Raw genomic sequence first — 19816 nt, 5'->3', positions numbered from 1 at the left:
AATATCATAAAAAAATAGATTGCTAATAGGTGCTGGAGTCTTTAATAAAGATTCTTAGCTTAATAGGGAAGTTTGGTAAAAGCCAACGCGGTCCCGCCACTGTAAATAGCAACCTATAAGATGTCACTGTCAAATCGATGGGAAGACATAGGGAGCCATGACCATGAGCCAGGAAACCTGCCTGTTTTTTGCACACCAAACCTATGCGGATAGTAGAGTGTTAAGCGACCTGAGCGTTTTCGGGTGCATAAGTATAAAATGACACATAAAATAGCGCGAGAATTGACTCACGCTATTTTCTTTTGGTTATGTTAAAGATAAGTGTTGATAGTGCACCATTTTTTAAGAAACTACTTTTAGGAGTTCCTGAATTGACATTTTGCGAATATATCTCAACAAATAAAAAAGCAATAATCCGATTGTCCAACTACTTATAGAGAATAAAAACAACAAAATTTAGATTATGTTGAGCTAAAAAAAACCTGTGAGTATTATATGTCAAGCTTCACAGGGTTATAAAAATTTAATTTATAGGTTTAAGAATACCGCAATCAAATACATCCTCAAACCCAAGTTTTTTGTAAAAAGAATGTGCATATGATTCAGAATATGTTTGTAAAGTAATTGCTGCCATATTATTAATATTGGCATCATCAACAGCTCTTTGTATTAGAGTAGTGCTAATCCCTTTTTTTCTATATTCTGGTAGTGTGGCAACAGCATAAATTCCTGCTATATTCTTATAATATATGCACAATGTAACACCAATAGGCTTCTCATTATCATAAGCAACATAAAAATTTTGAGTGTTGTCATCAAGATTTTCTATATTTTTTTGCATCATCCATGAATACGCTTGGTTAAATTTTTCTTCGGTTTCACAAAATCCCCATGTCTGTGTAACGCTAAAATCTTCTATGTCAGAAAGAGAATTTGCTCTTTTTATAATAATTTTCTTGTTAATTTCCCATCTTGCTTTTTCATTGGCTAAAACCATATAGGTAAGACTACCAATTTTATTATATTTTAATTTCATTTGTTCATTCATTAAAATCCATTGAGGCAAGTAAATAGTGTATTCCTTGTTCATTTTCTCTAAACTTTCATTTGAAAAAGGAAAAAAGATATTGAAATCTGGATTATCGCTGTGAATATATTTAGCATATTCAAGACACTCTTTTATTCCTCTATGTTTTGATAGAAAATTAATGTGATTTTCTAAAAGATTTTTTTTGCACTCTAAATTAAGATTGTTTTCTAAAATTTTGTTCATAGTAATACACTCCTTATGATATTTAAATGATTTTTCTAATTGTCCGTTTATTAGATTAATCAGATATGTATTTGATTTCCATTTTCCTTTAATATAGATTACTCTGGTTTTAACAACACGCCCCATACAAGCAACTTTGGAGACAGTAGCTTTTGTACGATCTCTTGCAACAAGAATGCAAAATTGCTCGTGGCTTATTCCTCTGTGTTTGGAGCTGCCTCCTCATTTACGAGGTTTTCGCCCAAAAATGCCACGTTGACCTTTGTGGGAGTATAAGAAATAGGTCTCGTCGACCTCGACTATACCCTCAAAACGCTCAAAATCCATTTTTTTAAGAGCGATCAACAACTTGTGTCCTCAATTATCAACATTTACCTTTAACAGAGCCTTTCTTTTAAACAAAAGAATATTCCAGTTTTTAAGGTTAATTGGCATTAGAAATTTCACACTTTTTTACAATGACAATACTTATTGTACAGTCCTGTCCGAATAAGCTCCGCATTCAGACTGTCAACAGACAAATCTACATAATGATTGGCTAGTTATCAGCTGTTTTTTCTTAATGCACAACGGGTGCTTTGGTGGATTAGGAGGAACTTTAATTTGATTGTCATTTAGTCCATATAATATTGAAAATGGCGTGTTAAAACTTAAAGTAGTTTACACGCCATTTTCTATGTCATTTAACTATTTTGCACCCTGAAACGGAACCATTTATTTTAAACATCAATTTTGGTTTTTTACGTGAAATTATTAATGCTTTAAGCCTTGAAGCTTTTCTACAAGTGAATTTACCGCTCCGCCAATGGCATTTACAGCCTGTTCAAAGCCTTTTTTCCAAGCAGGTGCATGCTCTTTAATCGTTGCCCCGAGTTTTTGGGCATTATCATTTAATTCTTTACTGATTTGTTTCGCCTTTTCCTGAAAATTTTTCTGTGCCTGTCCTTGCTGAGCCAGCTGTGTATTGATGGAATCAACACTAAAGTCAGCGTGCTTCGTGTATGGAAGTGAAGCCTTCATTATTTCTTTAAAAAGCGGAACAACATTTGTCGAACTGCTGCTAGGCAGATAATGCTGCTGGTCGGTTTGGTCGTAGCCAATCCAAATGGCCCCAACTATATCCGTTGTATAACCTACCATCCACTGGTCTTTTGTTCCATTTACTGTAAATGGCAGCTGGGTCGAACCTGTTTTCCCGGCAATCTCGACTCCGGGAGTTCGGGCCAGCTTACCTGTACCCGATTCGACTACATTTAAAAGCATTGAGGTCATCTCGTCTGTTACCTTTTTAGAAGTAACCTTTGTCGTCGCCGGTTTTCGTTCGGCAATAATATTACCTGTAGGTCCAACAATTTTTGTAATCAAATGACTGTCTTCTCGCTTTCCGCCATTTGGAAAAGCAGTATAGGCTTCAGCCAATTGTAATGGGGAAATCCCTTTGCTCATCCCTCCCAGGGCAATCGCAAGGTTCTTATCAGCCTTTTCAACAGGAATCCCAAAGCGCTTCAATGACGCGATTCCGTTATCTAAACCAATTTGGTTTAATAGCCAAACAGCGGGAATGTTTAACGATTCTTCTACCGCTTTATACATAGGTACTTGGCCCGAATAGGTTTTAGAGAAGTTTTCCGGCTTGTAATTTCCAAACGAAATAGGTTGATCGATAAGCTGTGACGAATAATCATAACCTTTTTCAAGTGCAGGTGTGTATACCGCGAGCGGCTTCATTGTCGAGCCGGGCTGTGCCTGAAGTTGTGTGGCCCGATTAAATCCGCGGAAAACATGTTCTCCACGACCGCCAACAAGAGCCCTTACTCCGCCTGATGCAGGGTCCATCAATACAGCTCCGCTTTGAACAAGTGTATTACTCATTCCTCTTGGAAATAGGTAATTTCTGCTATATACCCTTTCGAGACCAGTTTGAATACCTTGGTCCATTTCCGTATAAATCCTGTATCCTCTTGTCATAATTTCATCCTGTGTTAAGCCATATTTGGATATTGCCTCGTTCAAAACGGCATCGACATAATAAGGATATTTTCGGTCGACATAACTGCCGCCGCCATCTTGAAGTTTTATTTTTTCCTTTATCGCCGTGTTATACTGTGCTGCATTAATCATGTTAAGCTCTTTCATTTTTGCTAAAACAGTATCTCTTCGCTTCATGGCAAGATCATAGTTTCTATATGGGTCCAGGTAATTCGGCGCATGTAAAAGTCCCGCAAGCATTGCCGCCTCACTAATCGAAATATTACTGATATTCTTATTAAAATATTTCTTCGAGGCATTGCCGATTCCCCAGGCACCGCTTCCGAAATAAACTTGATTTAAATACATTTGCAGGATTTCTTCTTTCGTATAAACCTGCTCCATTTTAACTGCCAGAAATAATTCCTCTGCCTTGCGGGTATAGGTTCTTTCAGGAGAAAGCAACGCATTTTTGGCAAGCTGTTGAGTAAGTGTACTTCCTCCGGCCGTGATGTGTCCTTTTAACAAATTACCGAAGAAGGCGCGGGCAATCCCTTTAATATCAAAGCCGCCGTGTTCATAAAAACGCTCATCCTCGATGGCAACCACAGCATTCGGAACATATTTCGGAAGCTCTTTAATTTGAACGCCTTTCGTTCGATTGGTCGAGACATTGCTGGCTATTTTTCCATCTTTATCATAGATTACTGTTGGCTGGCTTAGGCCTTCCTGCAATGACTGAACATTGGCTCTTGTTGCGAGCCAGGCAAAATACAGGATGGTTCCGAGTACTAAAACAAGAATAATTAATAAGAAAATTTGAGTTAAATGTTTCTTTTTCCAAAATCGAACGAACATTTCCCAAATGGGTTTAAATAGTTTCATTTTCTCTCCTTACTTTCAAAAGGGAATTTTATTTTATCAATTATAATTTTTCTTCTTGAAAAAGACCAATAATAGCTCTTTTTCATACTAATATCCCCATTAATAATAAAAATTACCAAATTGAAGATTCACTCATGATATTCGTGGACAATCATTTTAATACTCATGCATATGTTAATAAAAAGAAATCACAACATATGAAGGGGATGAGATGATGATTAACTGGAAGGTCCGCTTAAAAAACAAGAAGTGGGTCGTTGCATTTATATCACAAATTATGATTGTTGCCGAACTCATTTTATCAGGATTAAATACATTGGGAGTAACACATTTTCAACTTACAGGTGCAATTCAAAATTCTATATTAACCTTTATAAATGGAGTCTTTGTAATCCTTTCATTACTTGGTATCGTACAGGATCCAACTACAAAAGGATATAGGGACAGTGACCACGCATTAAAATACGAGGAACCAAAATAAAGAAACGAATAGCCATACATTTCTATTTACGAAACGGTTCTGAAGCGATATTATTATTTTAAAAGAATAGGATTAATAACTACTAGGGGTGCCCGGGAAAGGGCTGAGAGAAAAACAATTCCGTTGTCGACCCTTTGGACCTGATCTGGATCGTACCAGCGTAGGAAAGTAGCGGAAATATACTTTTTTCTCCTCGCTTACCTCTTTAGTCAGGTCCGTTATGGATCTGACTTTTATTCTTTTAAAGGATAAGCTGTCAATGGAGGCTTAATAATAGGAGGAAAAGAAAATGAATCAAGATTTCATAAGCACATTGTTGAAAAAAGTAAGAGAGGTAAATCCACTGATACATAATATTACAAATGTTGTGGTCACAAATTTTACAGCCAATGGGCTGCTTGCACTTGGTGCATCGCCGGTAATGGCCTATGCGGCCGAAGAAGTCGCTGATATGGCGAAAATTGCCGGAGCACTTGTTTTAAATATTGGAACATTAAACTCGACCGAAATTGAATCGATGATCATTGCCGGAAAATCTGCCAACGAGCATGGCGTACCAGTTATTTTTGACCCGGTAGGTGCAGGTGCGACCCTCTTCCGTACCGAAACATCGAAGCGTATTATGAATGAAGTTAAGGTTTCTGTTTTGCGGGGAAATGCAGCAGAAATCGCCAATGTCGCCGGATATCAATGGAATATCAAAGGTGTCGATGCGGGAGAAGCAAACGGGAATACCGTGGAACTCGCCATTCTGACAGCAAAAAAATTAAAAACAGTCGTCGTGATTACGGGTAAGGACGATGTGATTTCAGATGGACATACCACCTATGTGGTTCATAATGGGCATCCATTATTGACAAAAGTAACGGGTACTGGGTGTTTGTTGACATCGGTGATTGGAGCATTTGCAGCAATTGAAAAAGATTTAGTCCTTGCAGCAACATCAGCACTGGTTTTCTATGGTGTTGCAGCAGAAATGGCCGCTGAAAAGACAGCACAGCGAGGACCAGGCAGTTTCCAAATTGAATTGCTTAATCAACTGGCTCTTGTTTCAAATGATCAAATAAACAAATACAGTAATGTTGAAAAAATCGAGCAAGTGTAAGGAGTGATTTGCTTTGAGTATAAAAAAAGCATTAACGATCGCCGGGTCTGATTCAGGGGGCGGTGCCGGGATTCAGGCTGATTTAAAAACATTTCAAGAACTGGGGATATTCGGGATGTCGGCTCTTACAGCGATTACCGCCCAAAATACCTTGGGTGTCCAGGCTGTTTATCCGATGGGACCTGAAGCCGTTATAAAGCAAATGGAATCCATTGGGGAGGATATCGGGGCAGATGCATTGAAAACGGGAATGCTTTTTAATGCAGAAATCATTCAGGTGGTTTCTGAGAAAATAAAGGATTACAACTGGAAGAAAGTAGTAGTCGACCCGGTAATGATCGCAAAAGGAGGCGCTTCGTTATTGCAACAGGAAGCAATTTCCGCATTAAAGCAATACCTTTTACCAATTTCAATGGTGGTTACACCTAATATTCCTGAAGCAGAAGTGTTAACGGGACTTTCGATTACTACTATGGATGATAAGCAGGAAGCCGCTAAAAGACTTCTTGATTTAGGTGTACAGAATGTGGTGATTAAGGGAGGGCACGATGAAGATACAAATGAATCGGTTGACCTTCTCTATGATGGCGCGGAATTCTACTATTTTAATAGTAAACGAATTTTGACAAAAAACACCCATGGGACCGGCTGTACGTTCTCAGCAGCAATTACAGCTGAAATGGCAAAAGGATCCTCTATTTATGATGCTGTAACCACTGCAAAAAGCTTTATTCAAGCTGCAATTGAAGAGGAATTAACCATCGGTGCGGGCCACGGACCGACAAACCACTGGGCGTTCAATCGAAAAAGGGGTCGTTCTTAAATGGCAAGAATCGATAGTAAGAAAATAAGAGATGCGTTAAAGGTTTATTTTATTGTTGGCAGCAATAATTGTCTGAAAAATCCCCTGGAAGTTGTAGAAGAAGCAATTGAAGGCGGCATTACCATTTTCCAATTCCGCGAAAAGGGGGAAAAAGCTTTAATTGGTCAGGAAAAATATCAATTAGCAAAGGAAATTCAACAGGTATGTAAAACAAACGGGATTCTTTTTATTGTTAATGATGATATAGAGCTGGCAATCGAATTGGATGCGGACGGCATTCATATTGGCCAGGATGATGAGCCGATAGAAAATATCCGCGAAAAAATCGGGGACAAAATTCTTGGTGTGTCTGTTCATTCATATGATGAGGCACAGCTCGCTGCAGCATGCGGGGCAGATTACCTGGGTTTAGGGCCTATTTTTCCTACAAAAACAAAGAAAGATGCAAAAGAGGTCCGCGGAACTACTCTTATTAAGGAGCTAAGAACAAAAGGGATGGATATCCCGATTGTTGGAATTGGCGGGATAACGGTTGAGAATGCCAGATCAGTAGTAGATGCAGGGGCGGATGGCGTAGCGGTCATTACCGCAATCAGTCATGCTGCAAACATTAAGGAAGCAGCCCAAAACTTAAAAGGAAATATTTAGTAAAAAAACCATCCTGTTCATACTGTCAGGATGGTTTTTTTTATAATAGAAGAATAGGTAAATTCTTTACATTCCTTCAACAAATTGGTTTACTATAGAAAGAAATCTAACACAAATGAGGCAAATTTATGAACAAAATTAAAAATTATATCGGGCAGTTCCATACCATTATATGGGTATTATTGATTGGGACGGTTTTATCAAGAGGCTCTGCATTCATGACACTTCCGTTTTTATCAATTTATTTATCCAGACACATGGACCTTCCACCTCTCATTATCGGAATAACTGTCGGGATGAGTCCGTTAATGGGAACAGTAGGTGGATTTGTCGGCGGCCACCTGTCGGATCGCTTTGGCCGTAAGCGGGTGATGCTAATTTCCTTGTTCACCTTGGCATTTGTCTATTACGGCTTCACGATAGCCCAGAGCCAAGGATGGTTTATCCTTTTAAATGCTTTGAATGGACTTTGCAATTCTTTCTTTGAGCCAACCTCACAGGCACTAATGGCAGATTTAACGGAAAAGAAAAATCGAATGAAAGCGTACTCTCTACGGTATACAGCCATCAACATCGGTGCTTCGGTAGGACCATTAGTAGGTGCTTATCTTGCTACTGCATCGGCAAAATTATCGTTCACATTAACAGGTACTACCTATTTGCTTTATGCCTTCGTCTTAGTATTCTTTTTGAGTAAGCTAGTTGTACCGCAAGTGGAACAAACGAATAAAAAGTCGGTTTCAGTTGGTTCTGCGTTTAGGATTATCAAAACAGATCGTGCGCTTCGTTATCTCATATTAGGGGGAATTATCGTTAATATGGGGTATGTCCAAATGGACTCCAATTTACCACAATTTTTACAAGGGAAGCTTGAAAATGGTGTTGTCATATTCTCTGTTCTCCTTACGGTAAATGCGGTAATGGTAGTCGTTTTACAAATGCCGATTAGTCATTTTGCTGAAAGGTTTAAGCCGATGCAAGCGATGGTTATTGGCGCTCTTTTAATGGCGGCCGGATTATTCTCATGCAGCTTTATCAATGGCTGGTTAATCGCCATTATCTCGATGATTTTTTTAACGTTGGGAGAAATATTAATTTTCCCTTCAAGCAGTTTGGTGATCGATCAACTAGCCCCTGAACACTTACGAGGCACCTATTTTGGTGCAGGTCAGTTTCGTAAAATTGGAAATTTCTTTGGGCCAATTTTTGGAGGCTATCTTTTAAGTCATTTTCATGGACAAATCATGTTTTGGACGATTAGTATCGTTACACTTGGCGGAATCTTTTTCTTCCAAATTGGAAACCAAGCGTTTATTAAGATGAAATTGCCAGGTGTGGAAAAAGTTTTGTAACTTTGTATAAAAATGCCTCCCGTATTTTCTACCGGAGGCATTTTTTAAGAATAAGAAAATATTAAATTTTAATCTTTGAGAATTGTCCAGCTCCTGCGCCCAGCGGCTAGTGTACTTCGCTCTTCTTACTACGATAAGTCAACATCGAATCGCCAAAAACGCGATTCGTGTTTTCTTTATTTCAGTCGAAGCGCTCTAGTCCTGTCGTGCGCTAAACGGGCGCTTCCGCTTTTCTTATCTTAATATATCTTCAATTCGACCGAGAGTTTCTTCATTTAACTTTACTCCGGAAGCTTTCACATTTTCTTCAACCTGCTCAGGGCGGCTTGCTCCGACAAGGGCACTTGCAACATTTGGTTGTCTTAAGATCCAAGCTAGGGCAAGATTCGCCAAAGAAAGTTCATTTTCCTTTGCAACTTCTTTTAAAAGTTCCACTTTATCGAGATTTTCCTCTGTTAACAATCCAAAAAGATTACTGAATTTTTCCTGTGATGCACGGCTGCCCGCGGGAGCTTGTTCTCCTTTTTGGTATTTACCTGTTAGGACACCTTGTGCAAGCGGAGACCAAACGACTTGACCGATGCCATGTTTTTCACTGACCGGAAGGACCTCTTTTTCTATATAACGCTGAAGCATGCTATATTGCGGCTGGTTGACAACAATGCGGTCCAAAAGCTTTTTATCTGCAAGATGAACAGCTTCGGTAATTTGTTCAGCGGTCCATTCACTTACACCCACATATAGGACTTTTCCTTGGCGGACAAGATCATCAAGGGCACGTAATGTTTCTTCAAGAGGTGTTTCAGGGTCAAAACGGTGGCAATAATAGATATCCACATAATCCGTGTTAAGGCGTTTTAGACTGGCATGGCATTGTTCGATTACATGTTTACGTGAAAGGCCTCGATCATTGGGACCATCTCCCATCGGCCAAAATACCTTCGTTGCAAGAACATAAGAGTCACGTGCATAGTTCTTTAATGCTTTACCCACAACAATTTCAGCTTCTCCACGCATGTAAACATTGGCCGTATCGAAAAAGTTAATTCCTAAATCGTAGGCTTTATCAATAGAAGCGGCGGCATTTTGCTCTTCCACATAGCCCCCATATGTAAGCCAGCTGCCTAAACTGATTTCACTAACCTTTAATCCTGTTTTTCCTAAGCGCCGATATTCCATCAAAATCCCTCCCTGAAAACTTCGTAATCCAAAATAAAAATACTACAATTCTTAATCCATGTCTACAATTTGGTTTTACAAGAAAAATAACCCATTAGATTGAAAAACGAAGGGGAGATATTACTCTGAAATAACTTATCAATTGGAGGAGGGATTATTTCCTTTCTTCTTATTGAGGTAAGCTCCAATGGAATCGAAGATGAAAAAAAGCGTAAAAAATATTAAAATAATATATTCTGCAGGTTCCATCACCCGAAAAGGATTCAATTCTTTCCATATTAACCCATGAAAATTAACTCCCATTATAAGGTCAATTGAACTATTTAAGAGAAATAAAATAAAAGCCAATAAAAGCGTCACAAAAAATATCTTCACCAGTTTCACCTTCAATCGACATTTCCTTTATTGTTCGTTTTATCATAACATCTTATTCATGGAAGGGATAAGACCAATTGTATTGGGTAAAATACCCAAGATTGGATAAAAAATAATTATTATTTTTACAAGTGAGGCGGAGATTGTGTCGATTTTGTCAAATATGTTAAAAAAGAAACAAAAAAAGCGACAAAATGATAATTTAAGGCAGCAGCAAGATCCGCAAAAACCGGAGGAATTGCCAATTCTGCGCGATTATCAAGAGAATATCTCCAGGATAAAGGAAGAGTTTGGCAGCAGTACAGATATCGTGTTCAGGGAAATAGGATTTTCGAAAGATCGAGGAACGATTGTTTATGTAGATGGATTAGCTGATAATCAAATGATTAGTGAATTTTTTCTTGAAACCTTAACCGAAGATACAAAAATAGAAGAAGTAGATTCTTTTCAATGGATGCTTAATATGGCTACGGGTTTAGGCAGCGTTAAGACCATTAAAAATTGGAATGACGTCTATGATGCCATCCTATCAGGAAATACGGTTATTTTTTTAGACGGTTATAATAAAGCGATTAACGTAGAAACAAAGGGATGGGAAAAGCGTGCGATTTCTGAACCAACTACCCAATTATCTATCCGTGGTCCGAAGGATTCATTTACAGAAACACTCCGAACGAATACTGCGTTAATACGCCGCCGGATAAAAAGCCCGAATCTGTGGCTTGAGACGATGAAAATTGGTACGGTTTCACAAACCGATATCGGTTTAATGTACATTAAAGGGATTGCAAACGAAAAAATCGTTAAAGAAGTAAAAGAAAGGTTAAATCGGATCGAAATCGATTCCATCATTGCTTCGGGATTCATTGAGCAATTAATTGAAGATCAAACATGGACAACATTTCCGACTACTTTTCATTCGGAAAGACCGGATGTAGTGGTATCTCATTTGCTCGAGGGAAGAATTGCGATTATCGTGGATGGGACACCGTTTGTACTGACGGCCCCGGCAATCTTTATTCAATTTTTCCAGGCCGCGGATGATTATTATTCACGCTTTGATATTTCAACCGGCATTCGTTTATTAAGGATTTTAGCATTTTTTATCGCTTTGATCGGACCGTCTACCTATATTGCGGCAACAACCTTCCATCAGGAAATGATCCCAACGACGATGGCAATCGCCATCGCAGCACAACGTGAAAGTGTTCCGTTCCCTGCTTTTGTGGAGGCGCTAATAATGGAAGTTACATTCGAAATTTTAAGGGAGGCGGGATTAAGACTGCCAAGAGCGGTTGGTCAGGCGGTTTCTATCGTTGGTGCACTCGTAATCGGACAGGCAGCAGTCCAAGCTGGTTTCGTATCTCCAGTAATGGTTATCGTTGTTTCGATAACAGCAATAGCGAATTTTTCGACGCCTGTATTTGCCATGGCCATTGCTGCAAGACTACTTCGCTTTGTTTTAATGGGATTGGCTACAATATTGGGCTTTTATGGTATTATGCTAGGTCTTATGTTTATGACCATCCATTTATGTTCGTTACGTTCATTTGGAATTCCCTATATGTCGCCTTTAGCCCCATTTAATATTCGAAATCAACAAGATATATTTGTTCGTTTTCCAATATGGGCGATGAAAAATCGGCCGATGTTTATTAGTAAAGGGAATATGGCCAGAACAGGTGAAAATCAAAAACCGGAACCCCCTAAACAAGAAGATAATCAACCTACAAACGGTGAGCAGTGATGAAAAAATGCCTTTTAGGAATGATGATTGCGGTCCTGTTTTTGCCAATCTTAAGTGCCTGTTGGAACCAAAAGGAACTTACTGACTTAGCATTTATAATGGCAATGGGAATTGACAAGGGAAAAACAAAAAAGTTTGATGTATCGTTTCAAATCGTGAATCCGGGGAATGTATCGGCAGGACAAACCGGAGGAGGCCAAGGGTTACCAATAGCTGTTTTTAAAAGCTCCGGTGATACGATAACGGAGGCAGCCCGATTAACTACGAAAAAAGTATCACGGCGTCTATACTACGCTCATACGAATTTATTGGTAATCAGTGAAGAAATTGCAAAAAAAGATATGCTTAAGATCTTTGATTCCCTAGAAAGGGATCCTGAATTTAGAACGACCACGGAAGTTGTAATAAGTAGAGATACAAAAGCAGAAGAAGTGGTTAGCTCCTTGTCACTTTTAGATAAACTGCCTGTAAATAAAATTACCAAAGAGATAAAGACAACAGAAAATATGCTAGGTGAAAATTTAAGCGTAAATATCGATGATTTTATAAGCGGTGTGATTAGCACGGGGAAGGAATCTGTTTTGAGCGGCTATATGATGAAAGGAAAAATAAGCGAGTCTAAAAATGCATCATTTCTGCAAAAAACGGTAACGGACGCGGTACTTGAAGCGGATGGTTTGGCAGTTTTTAGAAATGGTAAATTAACCGGTTGGATTGATCATGAAAAAGCCCGTGGAGTGGTTTGGATCCTAAATAAAGTGAAAGGCACGGATATTAACGTGAGTTGGAATGGAAAAAAAAATGTTCTTAACTTCGTCACAATCAGATCAAAGACCAAAGTCTCTGCCAATGTAAAAAATGGAAAACCGATTATCAATATCCTCATAGCAGACGAAGGCTGGCTCAGTGAAGCAAATACGGCTATTGATTTAACGGATCCGGATATAATCGAAAAAATTGACAAGGTTGTTGAAAAAGAAATAAAAAAACAAGTAGTATCTTCGATAAAGGCTGCTCAAAAGCAAAAGAGCGATATTTTCGGATTTGGTGAAAGGGTTCATCGGGCAGATCCTAAGCTCTGGAAAAAAATAAAAGGGAATTGGGATAACGAATTCGCCAGTCTTCAAGTAAATGTCAAGGTTGACTCTTATACACGCAGGGAAGGGGTCAGGACGAAACCATTTTGGTCAAACATAAATAAATGACCCTAGTGTAAAGGGGAGTGAAGGATATGGAACAGGCAAAAATTAACCCTTCCCAGCTGTTTGTCTTGGTAGTATTGTTTGAAATGGGCAGTGCTATCCTTGTAGGACTTGGGGCAGATGCTAAACAGGATGCTTGGATTGCAATCTTGTTAGGGATGTCGGCAGGTCTTTGTCTCTTTTTCGTTTATTACCAACTGTATAAATACTATCCGGATTTACCCCTTACAAGTTATCTTCAAAAAATTTTAGGGAAGTGGTTGGGAAGATTTACTGGTTTATTATATATTGTTTATTTTATGTATGGTGCCACGAGGGTTTTACGTGATTTTGGTGAATTATTAACAACTACCATATATTCCAGTACCCCGATGTTTGTCATTAATACCTTGATGATTCTAACGATAATCTATGCCATACATAAGGGGATTGAAGTGATTGCAAGAGTCGCTCAAGTATATTTTGGTATTGTCTATTTTTTGGCGTTATTAGGAATGCTATTGGTGATTTTTTCAGGGTTAATTCACCTGGAAAATATTCTACCTATCTTAGAAAATGGATGGAAGCCTGTAATGAAAACCTTTTTACGCGACACGATCACCTTTCCGTTTGGAGAAATGATAGTCTTTACGATGCTGCTTCCGTTCATAAACGATCCCAAAAAAGTTAAGGTCGTCTGCCTAGGCGGGATGATTTTAAGCGGTGTTAATATAACCATTACGGCAGTAATTAATATTACTGCATTAGGCGTAGATCTTTTTGTACGGTCTAATTTCCCCTTGTTAACCACAATTGGCAAAATTCAGTTGGGTTTTATTGAGCGGCTCGATGTATTATTTATGCTTTATTTAATAATTGGCGGGTTTTTTAAAGTGGCGATTTTATATTATGCTGCTGTAGCCGGTGCAGCAGATATCTTTAACTTCAAAAACCAACGTAAACTGGGTTTTCCAATTGGAGTTATCATCCTATTTGCTTCAATGACAATAGCCTCTAGTTATGCGGAGCATATTAAAGAAGGTTTGAAATTTGTTACGGTTTATTTACATTGGCCTTTTCAAATTATTATTCCCTGTATTTTGCTGATGATTGCTTTTTTTCGCAATCGAAAAAAGCAATCAAGCTCGTCTTGAGACGGGCTATTTTTTCGTGCAGCCCATTTGCAACTGTTAGATAGTGATAAAGCAAGGGTGCAATCTCGTACCTGGAAAATTGTAGTTCCTGTAGGGGTCACGGAGGATATCATGCCGGGAACAATGGAAAAACCTGCATTATAAATAAATGCAGGTTTTTTCTCGTAATAACAGAATTTATATCTTTGAACTTCGATAACGGTCTAGCTCCAGCGCTGCTAAACAGGCGCTGGAGCATTTCTTAATTAAACAGCATATTTTTTTGAATGAACATCAGCAGTCGTGCGGCCTTGTTGTACAGGTAATTCAATATGAACAGATGTTCCTTGATTTATTTCACTGTCAAATTGGATCGTTCCGTTATGGGATTCAACGATTTTGAAACTGACCGTTAAACCTAAGCCTGTACCTTTTTCTTTTGACGAGTAAAAAGGTTCGCCAATTCTTGTTAATCGTTCTTTCGAAATCCCGCAGCCGTTGTCTTTGACAGTTATCGAGATCCGATCAGTATCTAATGGACCAAGGGTAATCCAAATGGATCCTCCTTTATTGGATGCCTCAATGGCGTTTTTTATTAAATTAATAAAGAGTTGCTTGAGTTGATTTGGTTCACATTCAATCCACAATTCTTTATTAGGAAAACTGTAATTAATTTGCACATTATAAAGGCTTGCTTCTGTGCTCAACAATGAAATGACATCGAACAGTATTTTTTGTATATCTGCTTTTATATATTTTAAATGCTGGGGTTTAGCTAATAGTAAAAGTTCACCGACAATATGATTTATCCGATTTAACTCATCTAACATGATTTGATAATAATATTGGTGCTTTTCATCTTCGACCTGCAAAATCTGGACAAAACCTTTTAAAGAGGTTAGCGGGTTCCGAATTTCATGGGCTACACTAGCGGAAAGTTCTCCGACGACTGAGAGCTTTTCAGTCCTTCTCAATCGCTCTTCCGTTTGCCTTAAGGTTGTTACATCTCTTCCATAACCAATTATTCCAGCAATTTGTCCATCCACAACAATTGGGAGTGAAGTACAGTGAATGGTGATGAAGCTTCCATTAGCGTGCGGAAAATCGATTTCATAAATGCACGTTTTTTTATCTGTAAGGACCGTTGAAATTACCTTTAAAACTTCTTTTTTTCGATTTTCGGGAATAAATCCTGCAATGTTTTTACCAATAAACACATCAGGTTTATACCCTGTAGTCAATTCGAATTGAGGGTTCAAATTGGTAATCACACCATTTAAATCGAGCATATAGACGATATCCGGATTGAATTCAAATAAAGATTTGTATTGCTGCTGGCTTTCCGCTAATTGCCTTGCCATATTTTTTCTATCAGTAATATCCCTTCCAATGATGACTAAACCTTGACGGCTGCCATCATCATGAAAAAGTGGCACTTTAATCGTGTCAAATATTCTTGTTGATCCATCAGGTACAGGTAAGATTTCTTCACAGTGTGTGACCTTTCCGTTTTTCCATGTTTCTTCATCTGATATTTCGCAGTAACGGAGTGCATCAGCATAAAAATCGGTATACTCGGCTAATTCGGAGTCTTTTTTTCCTCTGAAATCAACTCCCTCTAGCTGGAACAATTGTAACCCGAACTCATTCGCTTCAATCCATCTGCCCTCACCATCTTTGAAATTAACAAAATCAACCATGGAATTGATTAAAGTAGAAAGCCGTTTTTCATCTTTTTGAGAAGCATGTAATTCTTCTGTTTTGTTAAGGAAAAAATAAATGACTCCGCCGGTAACTAACAAATAGAAAATCTCCTTCAACCGCTCAACTATGTAAATTAGCGATGAAGGGATAAACTGCTCTATCAAAAAATTTGTTCCATATATCCAAACTAAACTAGCAATAAAGTACAGGAATACTAGCTTTTTTTTATTCATATGATATCTCCTGCTCTATTTAAGAAATTGATCTTTCCATAATTATTAACATAAAAAATACATTCCAATACATATAGTACAAGATATTGCATACTTTTGGAATAATGCTTTACTGGAAATCTTAAATTCGACTAAATTTAAGGAAGAATTAAGACTCATATGATAGAAATAGGGAGTAAATACCTTCGTGTAATCTCGTGATGAATATTTAAGAGGTGAAAAAAGTAAGTGGAACAGATGTTTAATGAGTTATATAAAAAATATCATCGCGATCTATTTAATTTTATCTACTATATGGTTCATGACCGTGAACATGCAGAAGACCTTGCACAGGAGGTATATATACGGGTTTTAAAATCATATCAGCATTTTAAGGGAGAATGCAGTGAGAAAACATGGCTATTTGCCATTGCTAGAAATGTGGCGATTGATTTTTTTCGAAAACAAAATAGTTGGAAAAAACGGGTTGTCGATTCATTTGAAAATCCAGCCCTACAAATGAAAGACGAATCACCTTTGCCTGAAGAAATTATTTATCTGAGGGAAGAGATAAAATTGATGTACCAATGTCTCGAAAGTTGCACGTTTGACCAAAGATGTGTGATAATCCTTCGCTATATTCAGGAACTTTCCATTGTTGAAACAGCGGAGGTATTAGGATGGAAAGACAGTAAGGTTAAAACGACACAGCACCGTGCAATTAAGCATTTAAAGAATCTTATGGTTGCTGCCCGGGGAAACGATCAGGCTGTTTAAAAATAGTTTACTTTACATTCATGTTTTTTGAAAAAATATTTAATATTCAAAATATTATATAAAGTTATGGGAAATCCGGTAAAATAAAATTGCATCAGGACTGTCATCCAAAGAAGAAGTTGATCTTTTGGAGGGGAATAAATGTTACCAAATTCATTCAGAACTTTAGGTGGCTGGTCATGTATTCTTTCAGGTCTGTTACTTTTTATTGCCCATTTTGTAAACCTTTTCGGAGAATCCAATGAAGGCACTATTCTTGGAAGTAGTATAGTGTTAGCAGCTCATGTAATTCTAATATTTGCTCTTTTTGCGATATATGTTTTTCAGGCTGCCGAATCAAAATCTCTCGGTTTGATCGGATTGGTTCTGAGTGTCTTAGGAACTTCATTCGTTTCCGGAATCGTTTTTGTTGAGATTGCCGGTTTTTCAGGGGTAAATACTGACTTGGTGTTCCATGCACCTGTTTCCAATCTGATTTTTTCAATAGGTCCAATACTCTTTGTTATCGGAATGCTTATTATGGGTATTTCAACAATTCTAACGAAAAAACTATCTGGACGTGGCGGTTTATTTTTGATTTTGGGTACGTTACTATTTGTAATTGCCAGTTTTGTTGGAGCTGCGCAATTGTGGTTCGAGGCAATTGGTGCTTTGTTAACAGGGATTGGTTTTGTATATTGTGGATTACCGATGGTATACGGAAAGAACAAAAGCAACAATACGGGTTTGTCCATGTAGACATTATACCTTTTCTATGAATGCAGGTGGCATAATTTATTATGCATTATTACTTCGCTTTTGGGTGTTAACACATAAGGATATGGTTATAACGACAGTTCCCTATCATTTGAAGAAATAAGGAAAAAGCAGCGGGATTCCGCTGCTTTGTTAGTTGTTTTAGTTAGATTCTTTTAATTTAGAGGCATATTCTTGGATCATCTCATTGGTCACTTGCTTACGGGATGGAATAATCCCTTGTTTTGCAAGCTCGTTTATTCGTTTGGTCACTTCATTAATTTTATCGGTAGAAAAAGCTTTTCCTTGCTTACATAATTCCAATGCTTCTTCAATATAATATTCTCTTTGTTGATCCAGTGCTAAAAAGTCATTGATTCTATGATTTTGTTTATTAACATGTTGGGTAATTGCTTTATGTACGCTCATGGTCAGTGCTCCTTTTCATTGTTGAATGCTTTTCTACTATTTTATCATAAAAATATGACTTTCATTATCCTGATCATTACCAAATTCTTTTTCCAAGGATTAGTAAATCTCTTTCGATTCCATCTAATTCGGCTATATTTGGAAGGTGGGCCCATTTTTCAAACCCAAAACTATTGAAAAGGTTAATACTGGGTTCATTATGACCAAAAATAAACCCTAGCAATGTTTTAATTTGAAGTTGGGGGCATGCATCGATCGCTTTTTGAATGAGATATTTTCCAAGTCTCTTACCTCTGGAATCCTGATGAATATAAATACTGATTTCGGCAGTAGCATTATAAGCCGGTCGTCCATAGAAGGATTGAAAACTTACCCAAGCGCAAATTTCCCCTTGATTTTCAACAACCCATAATGGACGGGCCGAGGAAGAATGGATGTTAAACCATTGCTCGCGGCTTTCAACAGAAACAGGCTCTGTATCGGCGGTCACCATTCTGCTTGCTATGGTTGAATTGTAAATGTCAACAATGGTTGGTAAATCATTTAATACGGCATCTCTAATAGTAATATCTTCATACATGTTTTTTCGACATCCTTTTTAATCGTTAGTTCGCTAGCTTTCATCTTAACTTTCAATTCAAATAATTTCAATAATAGATTGAATCATTATTTCAAAATTGTAGCTTTTAGGAAGCTTGTTTAAAATAAGACAAAGGATTTAAAATTTTAGGACAGGTATAAAACGTATGAAAACGTCAGGAAACACAATCTTAATTACCGGTGGTGCTTCGGGAATTGGTCTGGCCTTTGCTAAGGTTTTTTAAAAAGAAATCCCGATTTTCTGAAACCGCTTCAAAAACCTTAATAAAAAGTTCACAGGTGTCCATGTCAATTAGAGGTATAATACCTATATAAAATAATTTGTGAATAAAAGCACAAACTTTAGAAAAAAGAGGCGAACAAACTATGCATTTATCTTTAAGCGCCCTAATCATTCGATTTCTAATGGGAGGCTCAGCAGTACTTGCTTGTACCTTAGTTGCGAGGAAGCTGGGGGAAAAGGCAGGAGGAATATTTGCGGCATTTCCGGCAGTTTATCTAGCAGCCTTGCTAACGATCGGTCTTGATTTCCACGGCGGTGAACTAATTACACATTCAATCATCATCTCAAAAGGAGCAATTTTTGGTATGGCGATTAATATTCTGGTTGCCATTATTGCCGGATATCTGCTTCCGAAAATTGGGTGGAAACGTGGAATTATCCATTCAATGGCCTGCTGGTTTGTTGTATCAATTGTGGTTGTATTTATTACATCTCATTAAAGAAAAAGGTGAACTACGTGAATAAAAAGGACTTATTTATTCGATTTTTACTTGGAGGGACAGCTGTCTCACTAAGTTATCTTATAACAATCATTTCACCATGGAAGATTCTGGCCGGTATATTTGCGGCATTTCCGGCTGTTATGCTAACAGCCGTGATTATGGTCGGTATTGCTGCAGGGACAAAGAAAGCAACAAATATTGCGAAGGGCTCAGTCTATGGGATGATCGGCGGCATGGTTTGTGTGACAACCGTATTACTTGTTCTGGAAGCATCAAATAATTGGATCTTTAGTATTGTAATCGGCCTTATCGCATGGCTTGGCAGTTCAATTGCCATTTCTTCTTTAAAAGAGCGTGCATTAAACAAAGCAATTCGTCATATATAATAAAAAAGTCCTTTGGTATGAAAGCAAAGGACTTTTTTATTTTTAATATAATCTTTTCTTAAACAAAAACTTGTTTTATCTGAAAGTTCAGAATAAA

18 protein-coding genes, 1 pseudogene and 2 riboswitches are annotated in these 19816 nt (G+C 37.8%); of the genes and pseudogenes, 12 read left to right on the top strand and 7 right to left on the bottom strand.

What is annotated here, in order from left to right; genetic code table 11:
- Positions 1-10 precede the first annotated feature (10 nt).
- A riboswitch (cobalamin riboswitch) is annotated at positions 11-199 on the top strand.
- 324 nt (positions 200-523) lie between these two features.
- From J2S10_RS13965 to J2S10_RS13955, 3 genes and pseudogenes are all read right to left on the bottom strand, one after another.
- Complete coding sequence (locus J2S10_RS13965; RefSeq protein WP_307408735.1) at positions 524-1273, bottom strand: GNAT family N-acetyltransferase; 750 nt, start codon at positions 1271-1273, stop codon at positions 524-526.
- 99 nt (positions 1274-1372) lie between these two features.
- A pseudogene (locus J2S10_RS13960) lies at positions 1373-1627 on the bottom strand (IS1595 family transposase); the annotation flags it as partial.
- Between the two features lie 399 nt (positions 1628-2026).
- Positions 2027-4126 carry a transglycosylase domain-containing protein gene (locus J2S10_RS13955; RefSeq protein WP_307408733.1) on the bottom strand — a complete coding sequence of 700 codons (2100 nt, stop codon included), beginning with the start codon at positions 4124-4126 and terminating at the stop codon, positions 2027-2029.
- Between the two features lie 214 nt (positions 4127-4340).
- Between J2S10_RS13955 and J2S10_RS13950 the strand changes: the two genes are divergently transcribed.
- From J2S10_RS13950 to J2S10_RS13930, 5 genes are all read left to right on the top strand, one after another.
- The gene (locus J2S10_RS13950) at positions 4341-4607 is read left to right on the top strand and encodes a phage holin (RefSeq protein ID WP_307408731.1); all 267 of its coding nucleotides are present in this window, start codon (positions 4341-4343) and stop codon (positions 4605-4607) included.
- A gap of 74 nt (positions 4608-4681) precedes the next feature.
- A riboswitch (TPP riboswitch) is annotated at positions 4682-4791 on the top strand.
- Positions 4792-4896: 105 nt separating this feature from the next.
- Positions 4897-5712 carry a hydroxyethylthiazole kinase gene (thiM, locus tag J2S10_RS13945; RefSeq protein ID WP_307408729.1) on the top strand — a complete coding sequence of 272 codons (816 nt, stop codon included), beginning with the start codon at positions 4897-4899 and terminating at the stop codon, positions 5710-5712.
- A 13-nt stretch (positions 5713-5725) separates the two neighbouring features.
- Positions 5726-6535, top strand: a complete 810-nt coding sequence (thiD, locus tag J2S10_RS13940) for a bifunctional hydroxymethylpyrimidine kinase/phosphomethylpyrimidine kinase (RefSeq protein ID WP_307408727.1) — start codon at positions 5726-5728, stop codon at positions 6533-6535.
- Positions 6536-7183, top strand: a complete 648-nt coding sequence (gene thiE, locus J2S10_RS13935; protein WP_307408725.1) for a thiamine phosphate synthase — start codon at positions 6536-6538, stop codon at positions 7181-7183.
- 128 nt (positions 7184-7311) lie between these two features.
- The gene (locus J2S10_RS13930) at positions 7312-8535 is read left to right on the top strand and encodes an MDR family MFS transporter (protein ID WP_307408723.1); all 1224 of its coding nucleotides are present in this window, start codon (positions 7312-7314) and stop codon (positions 8533-8535) included.
- A gap of 234 nt (positions 8536-8769) precedes the next feature.
- On the opposite strand, the gene J2S10_RS13925 is transcribed toward J2S10_RS13930, so the two are convergent.
- Entirely contained in the window at positions 8770-9714 is a 945-nt protein-coding gene (locus J2S10_RS13925) for an aldo/keto reductase family protein (protein WP_307408721.1), read from the bottom strand.
- Positions 9715-10252: 538 nt separating this feature from the next.
- On the opposite strand from J2S10_RS13925, the gene J2S10_RS13920 reads away from it, so the two are divergent.
- The 3 genes from J2S10_RS13920 to J2S10_RS13910 are packed head-to-tail and all read left to right on the top strand — an operon-like array spanning position 10253 to position 14171.
- A complete protein-coding gene (locus J2S10_RS13920; protein WP_307409252.1) occupies positions 10253-11836 on the top strand; it encodes a spore germination protein in 1584 nt (527 codons plus the stop codon).
- Positions 11836-13041: a Ger(x)C family spore germination protein gene (locus tag J2S10_RS13915; RefSeq protein WP_307408719.1), complete on the top strand. Its 1206-nt coding sequence runs from the start codon at positions 11836-11838 to the stop codon at positions 13039-13041. Before J2S10_RS13920 ends, J2S10_RS13915 begins: the two co-directional genes overlap by 1 nt.
- 26 nt (positions 13042-13067) lie before the next feature.
- Positions 13068-14171, top strand: coding sequence for a GerAB/ArcD/ProY family transporter (locus J2S10_RS13910; protein WP_307408717.1), 1104 nt, complete (start codon positions 13068-13070; stop codon positions 14169-14171).
- Positions 14172-14416: 245 nt separating this feature from the next.
- On the opposite strand, the gene J2S10_RS13905 is transcribed toward J2S10_RS13910, so the two are convergent.
- The gene (locus J2S10_RS13905) at positions 14417-16087 is read right to left on the bottom strand and encodes a PAS domain-containing sensor histidine kinase (protein ID WP_307408715.1); all 1671 of its coding nucleotides are present in this window, start codon (positions 16085-16087) and stop codon (positions 14417-14419) included.
- Between the two features lie 228 nt (positions 16088-16315).
- Here J2S10_RS13905 and sigX point away from each other — a divergent pair, with 228 nt between their 5' ends.
- Both sigX and J2S10_RS13895 read left to right on the top strand, forming a co-directional pair.
- Positions 16316-16843: an RNA polymerase sigma factor SigX gene (gene sigX, locus J2S10_RS13900; protein WP_307408713.1), complete on the top strand. Its 528-nt coding sequence runs from the start codon at positions 16316-16318 to the stop codon at positions 16841-16843.
- 141 nt (positions 16844-16984) lie between these two features.
- Positions 16985-17581 carry a hypothetical protein gene (locus tag J2S10_RS13895; protein ID WP_307408712.1) on the top strand — a complete coding sequence of 199 codons (597 nt, stop codon included), beginning with the start codon at positions 16985-16987 and terminating at the stop codon, positions 17579-17581.
- A 159-nt stretch (positions 17582-17740) separates the two neighbouring features.
- Here J2S10_RS13895 and J2S10_RS13890 read toward each other — a convergent pair whose 3' ends face one another.
- Positions 17741-18007 (bottom strand): YpbS family protein, encoded by a 267-nt coding sequence (locus J2S10_RS13890; RefSeq protein ID WP_307408710.1) that lies wholly within the window; start codon positions 18005-18007, stop codon positions 17741-17743.
- A gap of 76 nt (positions 18008-18083) precedes the next feature.
- Positions 18084-18587, bottom strand: a complete 504-nt coding sequence (locus J2S10_RS13885; protein ID WP_307408708.1) for a GNAT family N-acetyltransferase — start codon at positions 18585-18587, stop codon at positions 18084-18086.
- Between the two features lie 386 nt (positions 18588-18973).
- Between J2S10_RS13885 and J2S10_RS13880 the strand changes: the two genes are divergently transcribed.
- Together J2S10_RS13880 and J2S10_RS13875 are read left to right on the top strand one after the other, a co-directional pair.
- Positions 18974-19330: a DUF3147 family protein gene (locus tag J2S10_RS13880; protein ID WP_307408706.1), complete on the top strand. Its 357-nt coding sequence runs from the start codon at positions 18974-18976 to the stop codon at positions 19328-19330.
- A 17-nt stretch (positions 19331-19347) separates the two neighbouring features.
- Positions 19348-19719, top strand: a complete 372-nt coding sequence (locus J2S10_RS13875; RefSeq protein ID WP_307408705.1) for a DUF3147 family protein — start codon at positions 19348-19350, stop codon at positions 19717-19719.
- Positions 19720-19816 lie beyond the last annotated feature (97 nt).

It is taken from the genome of Neobacillus ginsengisoli, from assembly GCF_030813055.1.
This window is presented reverse-complemented; position numbering and strand designations above follow the sequence as displayed.

Bases quoted from the DNA above. Each gene is read 5' to 3' on its own strand.
- J2S10_RS13905 (WP_307408715.1), bottom strand. From the start codon at position 16,087: ATGAATAAAAAAAAGCTAGTATTCCTGTACTTTATTGCTAGTTTAGTT.
- J2S10_RS13885 (WP_307408708.1), bottom strand. From the start codon at position 18,587: ATGTATGAAGATATTACTATTAGAGATGCCGTATTAAATGATTTACCA.
- J2S10_RS13920 (WP_307409252.1), top strand. From the start codon at position 10,253: ATGTTAAAAAAGAAACAAAAAAAGCGACAAAATGATAATTTAAGGCAG.
- J2S10_RS13955 (WP_307408733.1), bottom strand. From the start codon at position 4,126: ATGAAACTATTTAAACCCATTTGGGAAATGTTCGTTCGATTTTGGAAA.
- J2S10_RS13915 (WP_307408719.1), top strand. From the start codon at position 11,836: ATGAAAAAATGCCTTTTAGGAATGATGATTGCGGTCCTGTTTTTGCCA.
- J2S10_RS13880 (WP_307408706.1), top strand. From the start codon at position 18,974: ATGCATTTATCTTTAAGCGCCCTAATCATTCGATTTCTAATGGGAGGC.
- J2S10_RS13890 (WP_307408710.1), bottom strand. From the start codon at position 18,007: ATGAGCGTACATAAAGCAATTACCCAACATGTTAATAAACAAAATCAT.
- J2S10_RS13930 (WP_307408723.1), top strand. From the start codon at position 7,312: ATGAACAAAATTAAAAATTATATCGGGCAGTTCCATACCATTATATGG.
- thiE (WP_307408725.1), top strand. From the start codon at position 6,536: ATGGCAAGAATCGATAGTAAGAAAATAAGAGATGCGTTAAAGGTTTAT.
- J2S10_RS13950 (WP_307408731.1), top strand. From the start codon at position 4,341: ATGATTAACTGGAAGGTCCGCTTAAAAAACAAGAAGTGGGTCGTTGCA.
- J2S10_RS13925 (WP_307408721.1), bottom strand. From the start codon at position 9,714: ATGGAATATCGGCGCTTAGGAAAAACAGGATTAAAGGTTAGTGAAATC.
- J2S10_RS13910 (WP_307408717.1), top strand. From the start codon at position 13,068: ATGGAACAGGCAAAAATTAACCCTTCCCAGCTGTTTGTCTTGGTAGTA.
- thiM (WP_307408729.1), top strand. From the start codon at position 4,897: ATGAATCAAGATTTCATAAGCACATTGTTGAAAAAAGTAAGAGAGGTA.
- J2S10_RS13895 (WP_307408712.1), top strand. From the start codon at position 16,985: ATGTTACCAAATTCATTCAGAACTTTAGGTGGCTGGTCATGTATTCTT.
- J2S10_RS13965 (WP_307408735.1), bottom strand. From the start codon at position 1,273: ATGAACAAAATTTTAGAAAACAATCTTAATTTAGAGTGCAAAAAAAAT.